Source organism: Oenococcus oeni (assembly GCF_020510245.1).
GTDB lineage: Bacteria > Bacillota > Bacilli > Lactobacillales > Lactobacillaceae > Oenococcus > Oenococcus oeni.
The window spans coordinates 1,259,921-1,274,694 of record NZ_CP084701.1 but is presented as its reverse complement, the minus strand read 5'-3'; the positions used below and the strand labels follow the sequence as shown (position 1 = coordinate 1,274,694).

The 14,774-nt window shown below is 35.3% G+C and carries 16 protein-coding genes and 2 pseudogenes; 9 read left to right on the top strand and 9 right to left on the bottom strand.

Annotated features, from left to right (window positions below):
* Positions 1-14: 14 nt before the first annotated feature.
* Entirely contained in the window at positions 15-611 is a 597-nt protein-coding gene (locus tag J3U91_RS06730) for an NAD(P)H-dependent oxidoreductase (protein WP_002818580.1), read from the bottom strand.
* A gap of 99 nt (positions 612-710) precedes the next feature.
* Here J3U91_RS06730 and J3U91_RS06725 point away from each other — a divergent pair, with 99 nt between their 5' ends.
* Positions 711-1,178: a winged helix DNA-binding protein gene (locus tag J3U91_RS06725; protein WP_002818582.1), complete on the top strand. Its 468-nt coding sequence runs from the start codon at positions 711-713 to the stop codon at positions 1,176-1,178.
* A gap of 58 nt (positions 1,179-1,236) precedes the next feature.
* Here the strand turns inward: J3U91_RS06725 and J3U91_RS06720 are convergent, their stop codons facing one another.
* Positions 1,237-1,644: a hypothetical protein gene (locus J3U91_RS06720; protein ID WP_002818583.1), complete on the bottom strand. Its 408-nt coding sequence runs from the start codon at positions 1,642-1,644 to the stop codon at positions 1,237-1,239.
* A gap of 513 nt (positions 1,645-2,157) precedes the next feature.
* On the opposite strand from J3U91_RS06720, the gene J3U91_RS06715 reads away from it, so the two are divergent.
* Positions 2,158-2,745, top strand: a complete 588-nt coding sequence (locus J3U91_RS06715) for an MFS transporter (protein WP_002818585.1) — start codon at positions 2,158-2,160, stop codon at positions 2,743-2,745.
* Positions 2,746-3,246: 501 nt separating this feature from the next.
* Here J3U91_RS06715 and J3U91_RS06710 read toward each other — a convergent pair.
* Both J3U91_RS06710 and crcB read right to left on the bottom strand, forming a co-directional pair.
* Complete coding sequence (locus tag J3U91_RS06710) at positions 3,247-3,606, bottom strand: CrcB family protein (RefSeq protein WP_002817386.1); 360 nt, start codon at positions 3,604-3,606, stop codon at positions 3,247-3,249.
* On the bottom strand, positions 3,603-3,989 hold the full coding sequence (gene crcB, locus J3U91_RS06705) for a fluoride efflux transporter CrcB (RefSeq protein WP_002817385.1): 387 nt from the start codon (positions 3,987-3,989) through the stop codon (positions 3,603-3,605). The genes J3U91_RS06710 and crcB overlap by 4 nt, the downstream gene beginning before the upstream one ends.
* Before the next feature lie 569 nt (positions 3,990-4,558).
* Between crcB and J3U91_RS06700 the strand changes: the two genes are divergently transcribed.
* The 3 genes from J3U91_RS06700 to J3U91_RS06690 are packed head-to-tail and all read left to right on the top strand — an operon-like array spanning position 4,559 to position 6,847.
* Positions 4,559-5,107 (top strand): TetR/AcrR family transcriptional regulator, encoded by a 549-nt coding sequence (locus tag J3U91_RS06700; RefSeq protein ID WP_002817384.1) that lies wholly within the window; start codon positions 4,559-4,561, stop codon positions 5,105-5,107.
* 1 nt (position 5,108) lies between these two features.
* Entirely contained in the window at positions 5,109-6,170 is a 1,062-nt protein-coding gene (locus J3U91_RS06695; RefSeq protein ID WP_002818587.1) for an ABC transporter permease, read from the top strand.
* Between the two features lie 2 nt (positions 6,171-6,172).
* Positions 6,173-6,847 carry an ABC transporter ATP-binding protein gene (locus tag J3U91_RS06690; protein ID WP_002817382.1) on the top strand — a complete coding sequence of 225 codons (675 nt, stop codon included), beginning with the start codon at positions 6,173-6,175 and terminating at the stop codon, positions 6,845-6,847.
* Between the two features lie 16 nt (positions 6,848-6,863).
* On the opposite strand, the gene J3U91_RS06685 is transcribed toward J3U91_RS06690, so the two are convergent.
* Genes J3U91_RS06685 through J3U91_RS06675 form a run of 3 tightly spaced genes read right to left on the bottom strand, consistent with a single transcriptional unit; the run spans position 6,864 to position 9,385 of the window.
* A complete protein-coding gene (locus J3U91_RS06685; protein WP_002817381.1) occupies positions 6,864-7,523 on the bottom strand; it encodes a TetR/AcrR family transcriptional regulator in 660 nt (219 codons plus the stop codon).
* A gap of 1 nt (position 7,524) precedes the next feature.
* Entirely contained in the window at positions 7,525-8,670 is a 1,146-nt protein-coding gene (locus tag J3U91_RS06680) for an ABC transporter permease (RefSeq protein ID WP_002818589.1), read from the bottom strand.
* On the bottom strand, positions 8,648-9,385 hold the full coding sequence (locus tag J3U91_RS06675) for an ABC transporter ATP-binding protein (protein WP_002818590.1): 738 nt from the start codon (positions 9,383-9,385) through the stop codon (positions 8,648-8,650). Before J3U91_RS06675 ends, J3U91_RS06680 begins: the two co-directional genes overlap by 23 nt.
* A 275-nt stretch (positions 9,386-9,660) precedes the next feature.
* Between J3U91_RS06675 and J3U91_RS06670 the strand changes: the two genes are divergently transcribed.
* Positions 9,661-10,173, top strand: a complete 513-nt coding sequence (locus J3U91_RS06670) for a 2'-5' RNA ligase family protein (protein WP_002820279.1) — start codon at positions 9,661-9,663, stop codon at positions 10,171-10,173.
* A gap of 197 nt (positions 10,174-10,370) precedes the next feature.
* Positions 10,371-11,048 (top strand): MgtC/SapB family protein, encoded by a 678-nt coding sequence (locus tag J3U91_RS06665; protein ID WP_002818592.1) that lies wholly within the window; start codon positions 10,371-10,373, stop codon positions 11,046-11,048.
* Between the two features lie 168 nt (positions 11,049-11,216).
* Here the strand turns inward: J3U91_RS06665 and pnuC are convergent.
* Positions 11,217-11,950 (bottom strand): annotated as a pseudogene (gene pnuC, locus J3U91_RS06660) (nicotinamide riboside transporter PnuC).
* A gap of 174 nt (positions 11,951-12,124) precedes the next feature.
* Positions 12,125-13,348 carry a hypothetical protein gene (locus tag J3U91_RS06655; RefSeq protein WP_002818595.1) on the bottom strand — a complete coding sequence of 408 codons (1,224 nt, stop codon included), beginning with the start codon at positions 13,346-13,348 and terminating at the stop codon, positions 12,125-12,127.
* Positions 13,349-13,432: 84 nt separating this feature from the next.
* On the opposite strand from J3U91_RS06655, the gene J3U91_RS06650 reads away from it, so the two are divergent.
* Positions 13,433-14,220, top strand: a protein-coding gene (locus J3U91_RS06650; protein WP_100067454.1) for an IS5 family transposase whose coding sequence is annotated in 2 segments (ribosomal slippage) — positions 13,433-13,700 and positions 13,700-14,220 — 789 coding nt in all. Because the reading frame shifts where the segments join, the coding sequence is not laid out codon by codon here.
* A 237-nt stretch (positions 14,221-14,457) separates the two neighbouring features.
* A pseudogene (locus tag J3U91_RS06645) lies at positions 14,458-14,751 on the top strand (transposase); the annotation flags it as partial.
* Positions 14,752-14,774 lie beyond the last annotated feature (23 nt).

The window sequence follows — 14,774 nt, the reverse complement described above, 5'->3', positions numbered from 1 at the left end:
AGAATTTCCTGATTTTATAAAATTATTTTTTTGATTTTTTTTAAATCATTAATTCTTTGTTCTTTGCTTCGATCTTCAGCGTTAAAATTAATAATTTTAAAATCCTTAAGACCCATTTTTCCAAAGACACCGCGTTTCAGCATTTTGCCCAATTGATTTCCATAATGAAATTTATAAATAATTTTTGGTGTTCCGATTGCTGTTAAAACACGTATTTTTGTCTTGACCGGCAAAATTAATCTATGACCATTTGCTTTCTTTATCTGTCCTTTGGCGAAAACTTTATCAATGAATCCTTTCGTCAACGCCGGCATCATCTCCCACCAAATTGGAAAAATGAAAATGATCTCGTCGGCATCTTGCAGACGATCAAAGTAATTCTGACTTTGTTTATCGACAAAACTTTTCGTTCGCCAATTTAATAAATCGTTTTTGCCCATGACTGGATTAAAATTGTCTTTTTGCAGGTCAATTATATCAACACTATTTCCACTGTCTTTCAGATCCTTGATTGCTTGTTGAGCAAGAGCTGCAGAGTAAGAACGCTTGTGTGGCTGATTATGACTGGCGGTAATACCGTAGGGATGATCAAAAATAATTACAGTTTTCATTTTTGTGGTATCTCACTTTCTTTTTTATATTCCAAGGAATATAATTATTATTGTACTTTAGACAATAAAAGTCAATATATATTCCAAGGAATTTATTTTATGAACAATTTTAAAAAGATTAGTCATGAACTTCGCCGATATCGCAATTACGATAATACGGAAAAGGTTAGGAACTATTTATTAGAGCACACCGTTTCAGATGGTTTAGCCGAACTTTTGAATTCACTTTCAATTTCTGATCTGGACGTTTTAAGTACTGTTATTCGGCATCACGATTCACGGATTTCAGAAATTGTAAAACATTTGTCTTTTACTCAGGGGGCAGTCTCTAAAATAGTCAATAAGCTTTTTCGATTGCAATTGATTGAAAAGTACCATCTTGCAGATAACAAAAAAGACACCTATCTGAAAGGGACCGAAACAGGAGAAAAAATACATTTATTGCACGCAGAATACCATCGAGAAATGGATCAACGATTATTGAATTTTTCTAAGGGTTTTAGTGCAAATGAATTAAGCCTTATTGGAAATTTTCTCGCATCAATTAACGATCTTCGCGAAGAATGAAAGAATAAATAATTTTAATATTTAGGCAGCTAGCTTTGATCAGCTAAACCGAAGGCTTTTATTTTTCTCGGGCAAGCAACTGCTGTTTTTTGTAGAATTCGCATAATAAAAGCAAAAGGCCGAGGCTTCCGGCGAATATTCCTAAATACATGGCTGGGGATAATCTTAAATTGATAGCGGAGACGATAATTATCGAAGCATTACTTAAAAAGCAACTGCTTAAATAAATTATTTTGAAGGTTTGATTCAATTCGATGAATACGCAAATAATTTGATAGGCATTTAAAATTGCGACGAAAACAGCGATTAAGACAGAAATTTTAGTGACTAAAACATTATCACCGCTAATTGGAAAGTGCTCCATATTGTCGATTCTTAGTGCAAGTGCTATATACATTGCGATAACTGCAATGACAGTTTTTTTAAAAAAAAGAAATATTTGTAAAAAAGGCCTTCCGATATACATGTCGCTTCTCTCTTTTATTTCCTACGGCTCTATTTTAATTTAAATAACTGATCTAGAATCAAAATAACTATCTTGATTTCCATTAAAAGCATAGTTGTTTTTAACCCTAATGAGATATTGGGCCTATAAGAATTATCTTGGTCAGTTAACTTTGTGTATACCAACATTAGGTTAGAGGGACAAAACATGACGATTAAAAGTTTGAAGTGAGGTTTTTCCATTAAACTTGTTCTTTTCTATTGTTTAATGTAATCTCGAAAGATATGAATAATAGCTCAAAAAAGCTTATTTTCCACTTATCTTCAGTCCGTTTGCTTCTCAACTGGGTTCTGCTATTTACGTTTTGGGACTCAATTGGTTACTTGTTCGAGCAACCGGAAATACCAAGTTATTAGGATTAATCGAAGGATCAGGAGGCTTGGCATTTCTTTTAGGAGATTTTTTAGTTGGATTATTAGTTGACCAGTATAATCGAAAAAAGTCTTGATCTGGACAGATACCATTTCAGCGTTGATGTGCTTATCAGGCAACTTTTACGTAAATAATGAACAACCACAAATCTGTTTGTTAATCATAATTACTTTCGTTTTGAATTTAATGCTTGCTCTGAATTATCCGGCAGCCAAAGCGATTACTCCTGAAGTGGTTATTAAAATATACTTACAAAAATTTAATGCCATATCAAATACTTTTTTTAATCTAGCTAATATGGCTGCGCCGCTCGTAGGAGGTGCATTATTAGCAATCAAGAATATTGATTTTAGCGAGTTTTTGCTAATCAATGCATTGTCATATATAGTGGCACTTTGTATGAATTTTCTGATACCATATAAAAAAGTTCAAGATGAAAAAAATAATGCGAAAGAATCTATTGTTACAAGTACCCTGATCGGTTTCAAGTACGTTAAGAATCATTCAAATTTGTTGATGTACATGTTGGCTATGGGGATTTTTAATTTTTGCTATGCTGGTTTTCTATTGGCAGCTCCTTACATTGCACATCATTTTTTTCAGGGAAATTCAACAAACTACAGTTTTTTTAACAGTTTCCGCTGTTGGAGGATTGTTGGGAGGCGTGTGGTTTACTTTTCAAAAACGTAAAATTAAACCAGAAAGAATTTACTGGGAGCAATTGTTCTATGGTATTATGCTGGTTTTTGCGGAATTTTCTTTTCATTAACTGCTTGGATCTTAATTGCTTTAATTTATGGTATATTTCAGGCGAGATTCTTTGGAAGCATTACTACCTTTATTCAAGATGAAACGGATATTAAATTTTCAGGTAGGATATTTGGACTGACATTCCTGTTTTTTGATGGAATTCAGCCTTTAGGTGATTTTATCTTTGGCTTTTTCGTCAGCAGTTGGCAGCGATGGACTTATGTAATTTTGGGTATATGTTTGGCAATTTTTTTCTCGATCTTGTTATATTCAAATAGAAATAGCAAACGAACAATAAATTAAAAAATGAATAAATGAGCTTTTAATATTTCCTGATAAAGAATGTTTTAACCGACCCGAACGAGATAACGGGATGTTTGATGATAAAACATTGCAATATTTTAAATTTTGGGTTTTTAATTACTTTATTGATATATAAAATCACAAATTGCCAATAAAAAAACCTAAAAAAACACCGAAAAATCCTAATAAATAAGTTGCCAAGAGATATTTAAAAAATTGCCGATATTGATGAGACTTCAGTAATTCTATGTTCTCCAAGTTAAAAGTTGAAAAAGTTGTAAAAGTAGCGGTAAAGCCCATACTTAAAAAAAGATATACATTTTCCGATAAATTAAGCGAATAAAACAAACCCAAAAGAAGGCATCCCAAAAAGTTAATCAAAAAAGTTGGCCAGGGATAAATCATATTCAACCATTTTTTCTTAATTGAATTGGTTATTTGATAGCGACCAAGAACACCTAATGCGGCGCCCAAAGCGACTGAAAATATTTGAATCATTTGTTTTCCTTTCTTTTAATTATTATTAATTTACTTAAACAATATCCCAGAAAGACGAACAATAACCCGCTTAACATTGTTACGAAAAAATAGCTTATAGCTTTTAAATATTGATCTAATTGAAACATTTTGAAAATTTCTAGTTCGAAAGTTGAAAAAGTTGTGAATGAGCCAACGAAACCAGTTGAAACTACCGCAACGAGTTGATTTATCGTTTTTTTTGCTTCGACAAAAAAATAATACATAAAACCCAAGAGAAAACAGCCGATCATGTTAATTATCAAAGTACCGTAAGGATAAGCGCTGTTATCGATAGTTAATTCTATTGCAAAGCGTGATTCCGCGCCCAAAACTCCCAATATTATCATCAAAAAATAGTTCATTTTATTTCTCCAAAAAAAGAATGTCTCTTCATAATATATTTATTTCTTTTTCTATTCAATTAAATTTAAAAAAGTGAAAGAACAATTTCTTTTTAAATACTTTATTTACGCTTAATTAAAATTTTATTTACACTTAATTGTTGAGAAATAGGCTATTGCTTGTAGCCGCAAATGGCTACAACACCTTAGTATTAAGAACGGCTTTTAATCGAAGTTAAATTTTTTGAACTTTTTTCATTTCATTAAATAGATTCAACAGATCAATGCATATCGGACTACCATTCAATGGTGGTCTTTTTTTCATCCAAAGAAACTCCACTTTTGGTGAAGTTTTATCTTACTTAACGTTAAATATAAATTTATTATTCTTGTCAGTGACCTTACTAAATTACTTATTTTTTAATCATATTCCGACGACTAAAAAATCGTCTATTTTTATTAAATTGGTATATATAGAGAAACCAATCATCTTCTAAAAATATGATTGGTTTTTAGAAAAATTGACGCCGTGTCACCATTCTGATAGAATTTATCTTAGTGACGTGGTGTCACTTATTTAGAGGATATTAATGGTATCAAAAACTTTTCTTAATTTGGACTCAAAAAAACAGGCACGGATAATTGCAGCTTTAAATCAAGAATTTTCAAGTTATTCCTTGGCTGAGGCCCAGGTGGCGCGGATTGTTAAAAATGCAGCCATCTCTCGTGGAGCTTTTTATAAATATTTTGATGACTTGGATGACGCATATTTACATCTCTATAAGTTGGCTATGACTGATATTCACCGAAATATCGTTGGGCGGCTGAATAACTTTAATTTTGATCCTAATTTATATATCGAGGAAGTTGAAAATTTCGTTAATCAAATTAACCAGACTGATTATTATCAATTTATAAAGATGCATTTTTTGAAGAACGAATCCTTGTTGGCTGGTAAAAGAAAATCTCCTTCTAGAGGAAGCTCTTCCTCAACTGAAGAAAATGATCGGCAATGGGCTGCCAAAGTTATGAGCCATGAAACTATCAAACTGATTATGCTGAATCCAGAAATAAAGGACATGGCAATCACACGTTTGGCGGTTTTACTAAAACAATTATCCAAAAAAGGGGATGAATGAAATGTTCTTGGCTTTAAAAGAAATTAAACGAGAAAAGCTACGTTATGGACTGATTATATCGATGATCGTTTTAATTGCTTATTTGATTTTTGTCCTGACCAGCTTAGCTTTGGGCCTGGCTCAAGAAAATACTCAGGTGATTGATTCTTGGCATATAAAACGAATTGTTTTGGACAAGGATTCAGATATTAATTTATCTCAATCTTTGATCACGAAGAAGGAGTTAAGCACTTTTAAGCTAAGCAGAAAAGATGCTTATATCGGCCAAGCTTCGATAGTAGTTAAATCGAAAGGGAATAAAAAGGAATCTGCTCAGTTTATCGGCTTGGATAAACACCAATTTATTTTTAAGAATATCAAACTGCTTAGTGGACGTAAAGCAGCTAGTAATCGGGAAATTGTTGTCGACGAACAATTCAAAGATGACGGCTATCGACTCGGCGAGAAAGTCAGTTTCAATTCCTTCTCTGGAAAATATCAAATTGTTGGCTTTACTAAAGGCGCTAAATTGAGTGTTGCTCCAGTCGTTTACGGAACTTTGAGTGCCTGGAAAAAAATGCAGAGTAGCAGAAGCGACTTTAAAGCCAGTGCGGTCGTTTCCCAATCTTCTAATTTTAAGGCAGCTAATTCTCAACTAAAAAGTTATTCATCAGGAAAATTTATTAATCAATTACCGGGTTATTCGGCCCAAAATTCAACTTTTACTTTCATGATTGCTTTCTTAATGATTATTTCTTTAATTGTAATTGCTGTTTTCTTATATATATTGACAATTCAAAAAATAAAAAATTATGCGGTTCTGCGGGCCCAAGGAATTCCGGCGAAAATTCTTGTTATTGCGACGATTTGCCAGTCGGCAATTCTTGTTGTTAGCGGTTTGATTATTGCTGCTCTTTTGACAATTTTGACTGCTGTTTTTATCCCGACTGCCGTGCCAATGAGTTTTAATTTACCTATTTTGCTGTCCGTTGCTGTTGGTTTGATTATAACCGGACTTATCGGCGCATTGATTCCAGCCAGGATCATTGTCCGTATTAACCCGATTAGCGTGATTGGAGAATAAATATGTCAGTGATTGAATTACGGAATATCAATAAAATTTTTGGAAATAAAATAAGCCGAGTCCACGTCTTGAAAAATATAAATTTTTCTGCCGAAAATAATCAATTTAATTTAGTGTTGGGTCCTTCTGGTTCTGGTAAAAGCACTTTTTTGACAATCGCAGGTGGATTGCAAAAACCAACCTCCGGTCAGGTAAATATTGAAGGTCAACCAATTGAAGGTCTTTCGTCAAAGGACCGGGATACTTTGCGTTTAAATAAAATTGCTTTCATTCTCCAATCATATAATTTGCTTCCATACTTAACCGTAAAAGAACAATTTGTCTTGGTTGATAAAGTCAAAAATAAGGGTAATTTGGATAGTTCCAGTTTGGATTCGCTCTTAAAGAAATTAGGAATTGAGGAACTGCAAGAAAAATACCCCGGGGAATTATCAGGCGGCCAAAATCAGCGAGCGGCAATTGCAAGAGCACTGTACACGGACCCCAGTATTATATTGGCGGACGAACCGACGGCATCGCTGGATAGCGATAATGTGAAAGAGGTTGGCAGTTTATTTAAATCTTTAGCAAAAGAACAACACAAAAGCATCGTAGTTGTCACTCACGACTTGCGTTTAGTGGATTTTGCCGACAAGATTTATGAAATTCTCGATGGCAGAATGAAACTGAAAGAATAGTGATTGTCGAAGCAAATTAATTATCTTGATTTGCTTTTGATAAGGCTTTTTCCAGTAGAAGAATTGTTGCGTTGATTTCCTCTCCCAGAGAACTTTTATCGTTGACATGATAGCCTATGACCGTCCCGGCAACTGAACTAAAAATAAATCTGAATATTTGATAATTAGGCAGCTCGATTAATTGATTATTTTGTCGCAAGTTATTCAAAATCGGGTTAACATAAGCTTCTAAACTTTTTTTAAACTTTGTGATTACAATCTTTGCGAATTCAGGATTTGTTAACATCTGATTTAAGATAACTTTGATTGCCGGCAGATTTTTTTCAACGAAATTACTACGGTCTTGCACGATATCGGTTAAATATTCATGCAGAGTCATTTCCTTATCTTTTAAACTATTTTCCGAAAATTCATTAATTGCATCTTCAAAGACTATTTTTAATATTGGTGCGATACCGTTAATGAGCAGATTTTTTTTCGTTTTAAATTGCTTATAAACAGTGCCTTCTGCTACACCAGCTCTTTTTGCAATGTCGGATGTTGAAGTTTTTTCGTAACCTTTTTCGGAAAATAAAATCAAGCTGGCGTTTAACACGGCTCGTTGTTTTTTGGTTAGAACAACTTTTTCTTTTATAGCGCTCTCAAATAAGGACAGTAAGCTATTTTCTTTCGTCAATTTAGACTCTCCTATAACGTCTTAAACCAATAATGTTAATAGAAATTAAAATGACTGCAAAGGCAGCCAAGATTAATAAGTCGATTCCGATATTTTCTATTCCGGCTCCTTTTTTAATTACGTCGATCAAAGCATCGCCGCCATAATACATTGGAAAGATATGGGCGAAGATTCGCCAAAAGCTATTCATATCACTAAGATTAAACATTCCGGAAAAGAAAACCTGCGGTACGATTAAAATCGGTATAAATTGAATCATCTGAAATTCGGATGAGGCAAGCGTTGAAACCAATAGTCCCATTGACAAAGCGACTAATGCGAGTAATAGATTGATTAGCATTACCAACCAGATTGATCCACGACTATTTATGCCAAGAACGTAAATTGCATAAATAACTACCACGATAGTTTGCAGAATTGCTAGTAATCCATATGCTCCAACATAGCCGGCAATTATTTCCTGCCTTTTAACCGGACTGGTTAATAACCTGCCAAGTGTTCCCGTAGTTCTTTCCTGTAGTAGCGAAACGCCGGAAATTAAGAAGACAAAGAAGAAAACTAAAAATCCAACTAAAACAGGCGCAATTGCGGTAAAAAGACTGCTATTGGCGTTTCCATAAATATACTTTTCTGATAGCGATAGAGAATTTCCATTTTTTTTGCTTCCTAATTTACTTTCGATTGCTTTTTGCTCGGTAGTCGGCAATGATTTGATGACGGAATTCAATTCTTGTTGCGATTGATTAATTTTCGATTTAATTGATTTAATTTGATCTTTTGTAATACTTTTAACCAGATTCTCTTTAACAACGGCTGTTAAAGAGGTATCTGCATTTTGATAGGTGACTGTCAATTTCTGGTTTTTTTGTTTTAAAAGAGCCGCAAGATGATACTTCTTCAAATTTCTTGAAATACTCCTTTTATTATTGATAGCAACCAAGTTGATTTTACTGTTTTTTTTCAATTGTTTCATTAAATTTGGGCTGACATTTTCAGTTCCCAATCGAGCACTTAAATTGGTATTTGATTGCAAGATTAAATAAAGAAGTCCCAGAACCAGCAAAGGCGCCAAAAATACAAGTGCTAGAGTCCTTTTGTCGCGACTAAGTTCTTTTAGGATTCTTTCAAAGATCACTAGAGTGCGCATTTTTTTCTCCTGTTTTTATGAATACTTTTTCTATTGAATTAACTTTATAATCAGACTCTAATTTTTGTGGCAGATCGTCGGCAATTATTTGGCCGTTTCGCAGCATTAATACCCGATCAACATGTTCGACTTCATCCATTACGTGGGTGGTAACAATAATAGTTTTTCCTGATTTATGAAGTTTTCTTAATTCTGCCCAGACCTGAACTCTTAGTTCCGGATCGATTCCAACGGTTGGTTCGTCCAATAGAATTATTGGCGAGTTCGCTAATAAAGCAATTGCCAATGATAGACGACGTTTCATGCCTCCCGAGTAATTTGAAACTCTTATATCTAAAGAATCTTGTAGGTCGACAATTTCACTAACCCGCTTGATCTGATCTCTTAAAATTTCACCGGGTTGTTTCATTAAACCGGCAAAAAACCTTAAATTTTCTCTGCCACTGAGGGATGTGTAAAGAGCATCGCTTTGCGCCATATAGCCGATTTTTCCTAAGACTTCTCGGTTTGGCATGCTTTTGTCGAGTACGGTTATTTTTCCGCTATCCAATTTAATCATGCCTAAAATAGCAGCAATCATAGTCGTCTTTCCGGTGCCTGATGGACCGATCAAGCCAATTAATTGGCCATTTTTTATTTGAAGACTTATATTTTTTAAAACATGATTTTGTCCAAAACTTTTTGAAACTTTTTCCAGCGTTATTACGTTAGTCATAATTTCCTCGTAATCGGTTGAGTAAGTGAGCGGTCACTCACTAAATTAATTATACAACTTTTCAATTGAACTCCAATCTGTAGATCAACAAATCAACTATATTGAGGTCAGAGTTTTCAATCTGTGTTTACATAAAAAAGCTTTCGATAGAAAAAGTTGAATTTCCATTAAGAAAAAATTTTGTGTGAACAATTTTCTCGATATGATCTTATATTCAAGAATAAAGACATGATAATTTTTAAATGAACTAATTTGAAATAATTTTTTTGAATAAAATGTTAAGATCGATACTCATTTTTCCACAATTTGCAAATAATTTGGAGATAGATCTGATTAGGAAACGAATTGATCCTCTCTATAAGAATATCAGGCCGCATATATCCTTGGTTTTTCCTTTTGACAGTCCAATTTCCGATGATCGTTTAATTACGCTTACTCAAGAGAGTTTGAAAAAAGTCGACTGTTTCAAAATTGAACTAAATCATCTGGATGGCGATTTCCGTGGCGGTTATATTTGGCTTGAAGTCGGGCAGGGTCGAAAGGAAATAGAAATTATTCATGATTCGTTATATAGGAACTCGGAATTATCCATTTTTTTGCGGAAAGATATTCCTTATGTTCCTCATTTGACGGTTGGGCAACAGCTGAGGGCACTTCAAGCTGAAGGACTGGCTCGTCAATTGAATAAAAAAAGTTTTCTTTTTGAAAGCGAAATTAAATCGATATCGATTGAATATATTCTTCCAAATAATGATTCTGAGGAATTTTATCAAGCATTTTTAAGATAATTTTTGTGTTCTTATTCTAATGAACTTTTTTATATTATATTATGTAGAAACTTGGGGGCTTCTGTATAAGCTTTTTTGAAACAAACATGGTATCTAGGCAAAATATTAACTTCGAGTTAGCAGGAAAATAAAAAAGCTTTCAAGCCATAGGTTTTTTAATTTTTGTCTATGCCATAATTAGCTAGAAGGAACAATCTATGAACGATACATATTTAATTACACAGATTGAATTATTGCTCAGATTAATTGTTGCAGGGGCTTGTGGTTTTGCAATTGGTTATGAAAGAAAAAGCCGATTAAAAGAGGCTGGAGTTCGAACCCACATGATCGTTGCTCTTGGAGCGGCCCTGATTATGATTGTTTCCAAATACGGTTTTGTCGATGTTGTCCAACTGAAAGGGTATGTACTTGATCCGTCACGAATTGCGGCACAAATTGTTAGTGGAATCGGTTTTCTTGGCGCTGGAATGATTTTTGTTAGAAAACAGGCAATCAATGGTTTAACGACGGCAGCAGGTGTTTGGACAACAGCCGGAGTTGGTATGGCCATTGGTGCTAAATTATATTTTATCGGCGTTTCAGCTACAGTAATTGTTTTACTGGTTCAAATTATTCTTCGTCATAATTTTAAGTGGATGCCGTTGCCTGAATCTGAGCAAATTGATATTGAATTTGACAAAATAGCTGATTCGATTGCTTTTATACAGAAAAAATTTGCCTCCAACAATATCGAGATTATAAATCTTAGTGCCGATAAAAATGGCAATGATAGTATCCATGTAGAATTGTTTGTCAAATTACCACAAGGGTATGATCCTGCACGATTAATGGATCTTTTTAAAGATAATCCACATGTCAAGTCAATTGAGTATTGAAAGCGCTTTTTTATATTGTTATAATATAGATAAGGATTAATAGAGATCGTAAACAGCGGCTTGAGTCTGCTAAAGAGATTTCTCCTATATGAGCAAATCGGATCTCAGATAATCCGAGAGCGGTTCTCATCACTTGATGATGGGAGCCGTTTTTTTAATGATGACAAGTTAGGCATTCTTGGTTCCTCCTTCATTGTCGGCCTCGCCGCTTCCCCAAACTTTGATGGCATAGATACTGTTAAAGAGCAGGGCAGCCTGTAAAGCGATTTGTGAAAGATTGGCTCCTAAATTACCGATATTCGTGTAACCGGCAATCGTTTGATAGGCCAAAGCTGCCCAATAAATTATATTGGCTGAATTGACAATAATCCATAGCGACCAGTTTTTTTTTACTTCAATATATAAAGCGTTTGAGCGATAATGCTTACAACAAAGTTAATGCTGTCCAAGTATGGTAATTGTCCATGTATGATTGAAAGAATCCACCAACCAATTGCCCAGGCAATGAAGGCGCCTAAAAAGATCCAATTTCGAATTGTTTTGGAAAAGGAATGAGTTGCTTCGTCGTGTCCCCACATTAACCATCCGATTGGTTGTGAAATGACATAAACGATATCCATTGCGAATGATCCATAAGCATGGCTGATCCAAGCGACATAAGCCATTGCCAGGCATTGGATTAAGCCAAAAATGAAATTTATTTTCCGCCCCTTCATTCCGTAAATCAGGCAGAGAACTCCGGCAACGCCGGAAACCATGCCGATTAAAGAATCTGGAACAATTGCGTAGACTGCAAATTGCAACAAAATCAAAATTGAAATATAAATTACTTCAAACTTCTTCCAATTAGCGAATAATTGAACGTAAATCCAATGAAAAATTCCTGTTGATTCCGATCCCATGATAAAACTCCATTAAAATAGATTAGAAATAAGCTTCCAAAGGATTCAATCAGCTAGCGAAGTTTGTCGAAAAGCTTTATTTCATTCAAAAGGTATCATGTAAAGATCCAATTTACAACTATTTTCTTGGTTATTTTACTGGAAGACGATCAAAGGGTTATCTTTGAATATTGATCATTTGACAGGATTTCCATCTGAAAAATGCGAAATAGCTGCCAAAATTGAAAAATCCTTACCAAATCGTTTAATAGAAAGATAGTTTTCAATTAAATCTTTAAAAAGAATATAACGAATATGATCATGCAAATCATGGTTGCGCATGTAATGAGGACGATTGAATTGTGCTAAAACTTCATTTTCGCGATGGTCCGGTGCCACAATATAGAGCATCATATCGTTTTGATTAACTTGATAGAAGTCATCCATTCGATTCATGCCGGACATGATCGATGTTGATTTCTCGACTTCGAAAGAAGCAATCGGCAGATCGTTTTTTGAAAACCAGATTACATCAATTAAAGAGACCGTTTCACGAATATGAATTGGTAATCGATTAATAGTTTCCGGAAGTCTTGCTAAAGAAACATCCCCAAGACGATTTCCTTGATAATGTCGATTATGATCATTTGAAGCGATCCAAGAACGATAGCCGATATTGTTACCGATATCGGCTAAAATATATTGAATTTTATAGTGCAAATTTTTTAATTCATCATTTTCCAATTTTTCTTCAATTTTTTTCTGTGTTTTATTTTCTGTTTTGATATAAACTTCCGAGTTTTCCCGGACAACATAATTCAATTTTCCAATATCAAACAAAAAGGCCGAAACGGCTCCAAGATCCTTTGAGAAAAGTCCACTAGCCTGATTTAATTCAATAACCCCATCCCGTAATTTAAAGTAATCGACCCATTTGCCCAAACGAATCTTTGAATGCGTTAAATAGTTATAGCCCTCGACAATTTTCGTATTGAATGGACAAAAAATTGTTGGTTCGAGAAAATAAAGAATATTAGCGACAGCAGGCCCAAGCCCTTTGATTTTATGTTTATCTAATTCATTAACTGCCATCAGCATTTTAAGATCGTTATTTGTGTGAAGTATTTGATCGAACATCTCGGCGAATGCCAACTGATTTTCCCGGTTTTCATAGATGTCGGGGATTCTCATTTTCGGTTTCCACATAAAGGCATGCTTAGCGCCTTTAAAAATCTCTTCCTGGCTTGCAATTACGTCCATGACTGTTTCAAGCGCGGAACCGTGAAGATCACGCGGGAAAGAAGCATCGCGGATTGTTTCGATAATTTTTTTAGTTCCTTTCCGAACCTGATTGAAAGCCTTTAAACGTTCTTCGCTGTGAGTGAACCAAGTTTGATAGAGCAATTCCTTTTTTTGCATGTATTGATCGATCAGATCTCTTAGAACCTGTCTAGTATCTGCTGAATCTGGTAGAATTGTGGAAAACCGACTGAGGAGTTTGTCATGCCAGATTATCCAAGCAATATTTCTCGAGCGCAATTTGCGTTAATACAACCTGATTTAGAAAACTTCCGCAAGCATACAAGACCGCGTCGTTATGATCTTTATGACGTATTCAATGCCATCCTTTACTCGCTTACTACAGGGTGTCAATGGCGTGAATTACCGCACGATTTCCCGGAATGGCACACTGTCTACCGCTATTACGATATGTGGCGAGATAAACCAGACCCGACAGCTGATTCGCTATTAGAAAGGCTTTTAAAAAAACTGTTGCTTCCTATCGCTTTGCACAGGGCCGATCGGCCCGAACGTCGTTTGTGATTGTTGATGCTCAAAGTGTTAAAACCACTGATTTAACGAAAAATAGTGGCTACGATGGCGGCAAAAAGATTTCAGGGATTAAGCGTCATATGGTGGTTGATATTAATGGTTTACCACAAGCCATTCTCGTGACACGAGCTAATGTATCAGATCGTTCAGGTGCATTGGCTATGTTTAGTTTGGCTAGCCAAAATTTAGAGCTGGTTCAGCATGTCATGGTTGATGGTGGCTACACTGGCAATGACTTTGCGGATCAGGTGAAGCTCATTTTGAATGCTAAGACGACGGTAGCTAAACGCAACGAGTTGCATATGTTCACGGTGTTACCGCAACGATGGATCGTTGAACGTTCATGGAGTTGGCTAGACAAATGTCGGCGACTTTGGAAAAACTGTGAACGTGCCCTTAACAGCAGTCTTCAAATGGTTGTATTGGCCTTCCTGAAGATAGTTCTTAAAAGATACTAGACAGGTTCTTAATAAGGCAGCTACGGGTGTAATAATCAGCCGACGAATCTTAAGCGGTGCACACGCATTGATAGAGCTACATCACCATTGAGTTACGCCCATTGCAACACTAAAAACCGGTTGTTTATGACCAGAATGTGAATAATCTTGCTCAGGTGTAGTAAATGGCGCTAACCCTTGTCGCAACTGGCATAATTAATGTGGAGTAAATCAAAGATCACTACACGTTAGTGTTAAACTCTGCCCAAGTTCAAGCAAACCTACGAGACCTACTTAGCGCCTCATGATGCCTTGATGGTGAGGAAACATCCCGCGGAACTGGCAATCCTGTTAGCTACTTACGAGCTAAACGGTACGGCAATGGACATGACGATCGCGACGCTTAAGCGACACGAAGTCGCTGTCACCAGCCCTTATTCCAACGGTCCGATCGAAGGGGTTAACCACCTCATCAAGTCACTCAAACGATCCTGTTTTGGCTTCAAGAATCAGCTGAACTTCTTCAAACGAATCTACCAAATCACGGCATAACATGACAAAGACGGCTCCCCAAA

What these genes read in the sequence shown, in the direction of transcription:
- J3U91_RS06730 (WP_002818580.1), bottom strand. Translation starts at nt 611, where the DNA reads ATGAAAACTGTAATTATTTTTGATCATCCCTACGGTATTACCGCCAGT.
- J3U91_RS06725 (WP_002818582.1), top strand. Translation starts at nt 711, where the DNA reads ATGAACAATTTTAAAAAGATTAGTCATGAACTTCGCCGATATCGCAAT.
- J3U91_RS06720 (WP_002818583.1), bottom strand. Translation starts at nt 1,644, where the DNA reads ATGTATATCGGAAGGCCTTTTTTACAAATATTTCTTTTTTTTAAAAAA.
- J3U91_RS06715 (WP_002818585.1), top strand. Translation starts at nt 2,158, where the DNA reads ATGTGCTTATCAGGCAACTTTTACGTAAATAATGAACAACCACAAATC.
- J3U91_RS06710 (WP_002817386.1), bottom strand. Translation starts at nt 3,606, where the DNA reads ATGATTCAAATATTTTCAGTCGCTTTGGGCGCCGCATTAGGTGTTCTT.
- crcB (WP_002817385.1), bottom strand. Translation starts at nt 3,989, where the DNA reads ATGAACTATTTTTTGATGATAATATTGGGAGTTTTGGGCGCGGAATCA.
- J3U91_RS06700 (WP_002817384.1), top strand. Translation starts at nt 4,559, where the DNA reads ATGGTATCAAAAACTTTTCTTAATTTGGACTCAAAAAAACAGGCACGG.
- J3U91_RS06695 (WP_002818587.1), top strand. Translation starts at nt 5,109, where the DNA reads ATGTTCTTGGCTTTAAAAGAAATTAAACGAGAAAAGCTACGTTATGGA.
- J3U91_RS06690 (WP_002817382.1), top strand. Translation starts at nt 6,173, where the DNA reads ATGTCAGTGATTGAATTACGGAATATCAATAAAATTTTTGGAAATAAA.
- J3U91_RS06680 (WP_002818589.1), bottom strand. Translation starts at nt 8,670, where the DNA reads ATGCGCACTCTAGTGATCTTTGAAAGAATCCTAAAAGAACTTAGTCGC.
- J3U91_RS06675 (WP_002818590.1), bottom strand. Translation starts at nt 9,385, where the DNA reads ATGACTAACGTAATAACGCTGGAAAAAGTTTCAAAAAGTTTTGGACAA.
- J3U91_RS06670 (WP_002820279.1), top strand. Translation starts at nt 9,661, where the DNA reads ATGTTAAGATCGATACTCATTTTTCCACAATTTGCAAATAATTTGGAG.
- J3U91_RS06665 (WP_002818592.1), top strand. Translation starts at nt 10,371, where the DNA reads ATGAACGATACATATTTAATTACACAGATTGAATTATTGCTCAGATTA.
- J3U91_RS06655 (WP_002818595.1), bottom strand. Translation starts at nt 13,348, where the DNA reads ATGCAAAAAAAGGAATTGCTCTATCAAACTTGGTTCACTCACAGCGAA.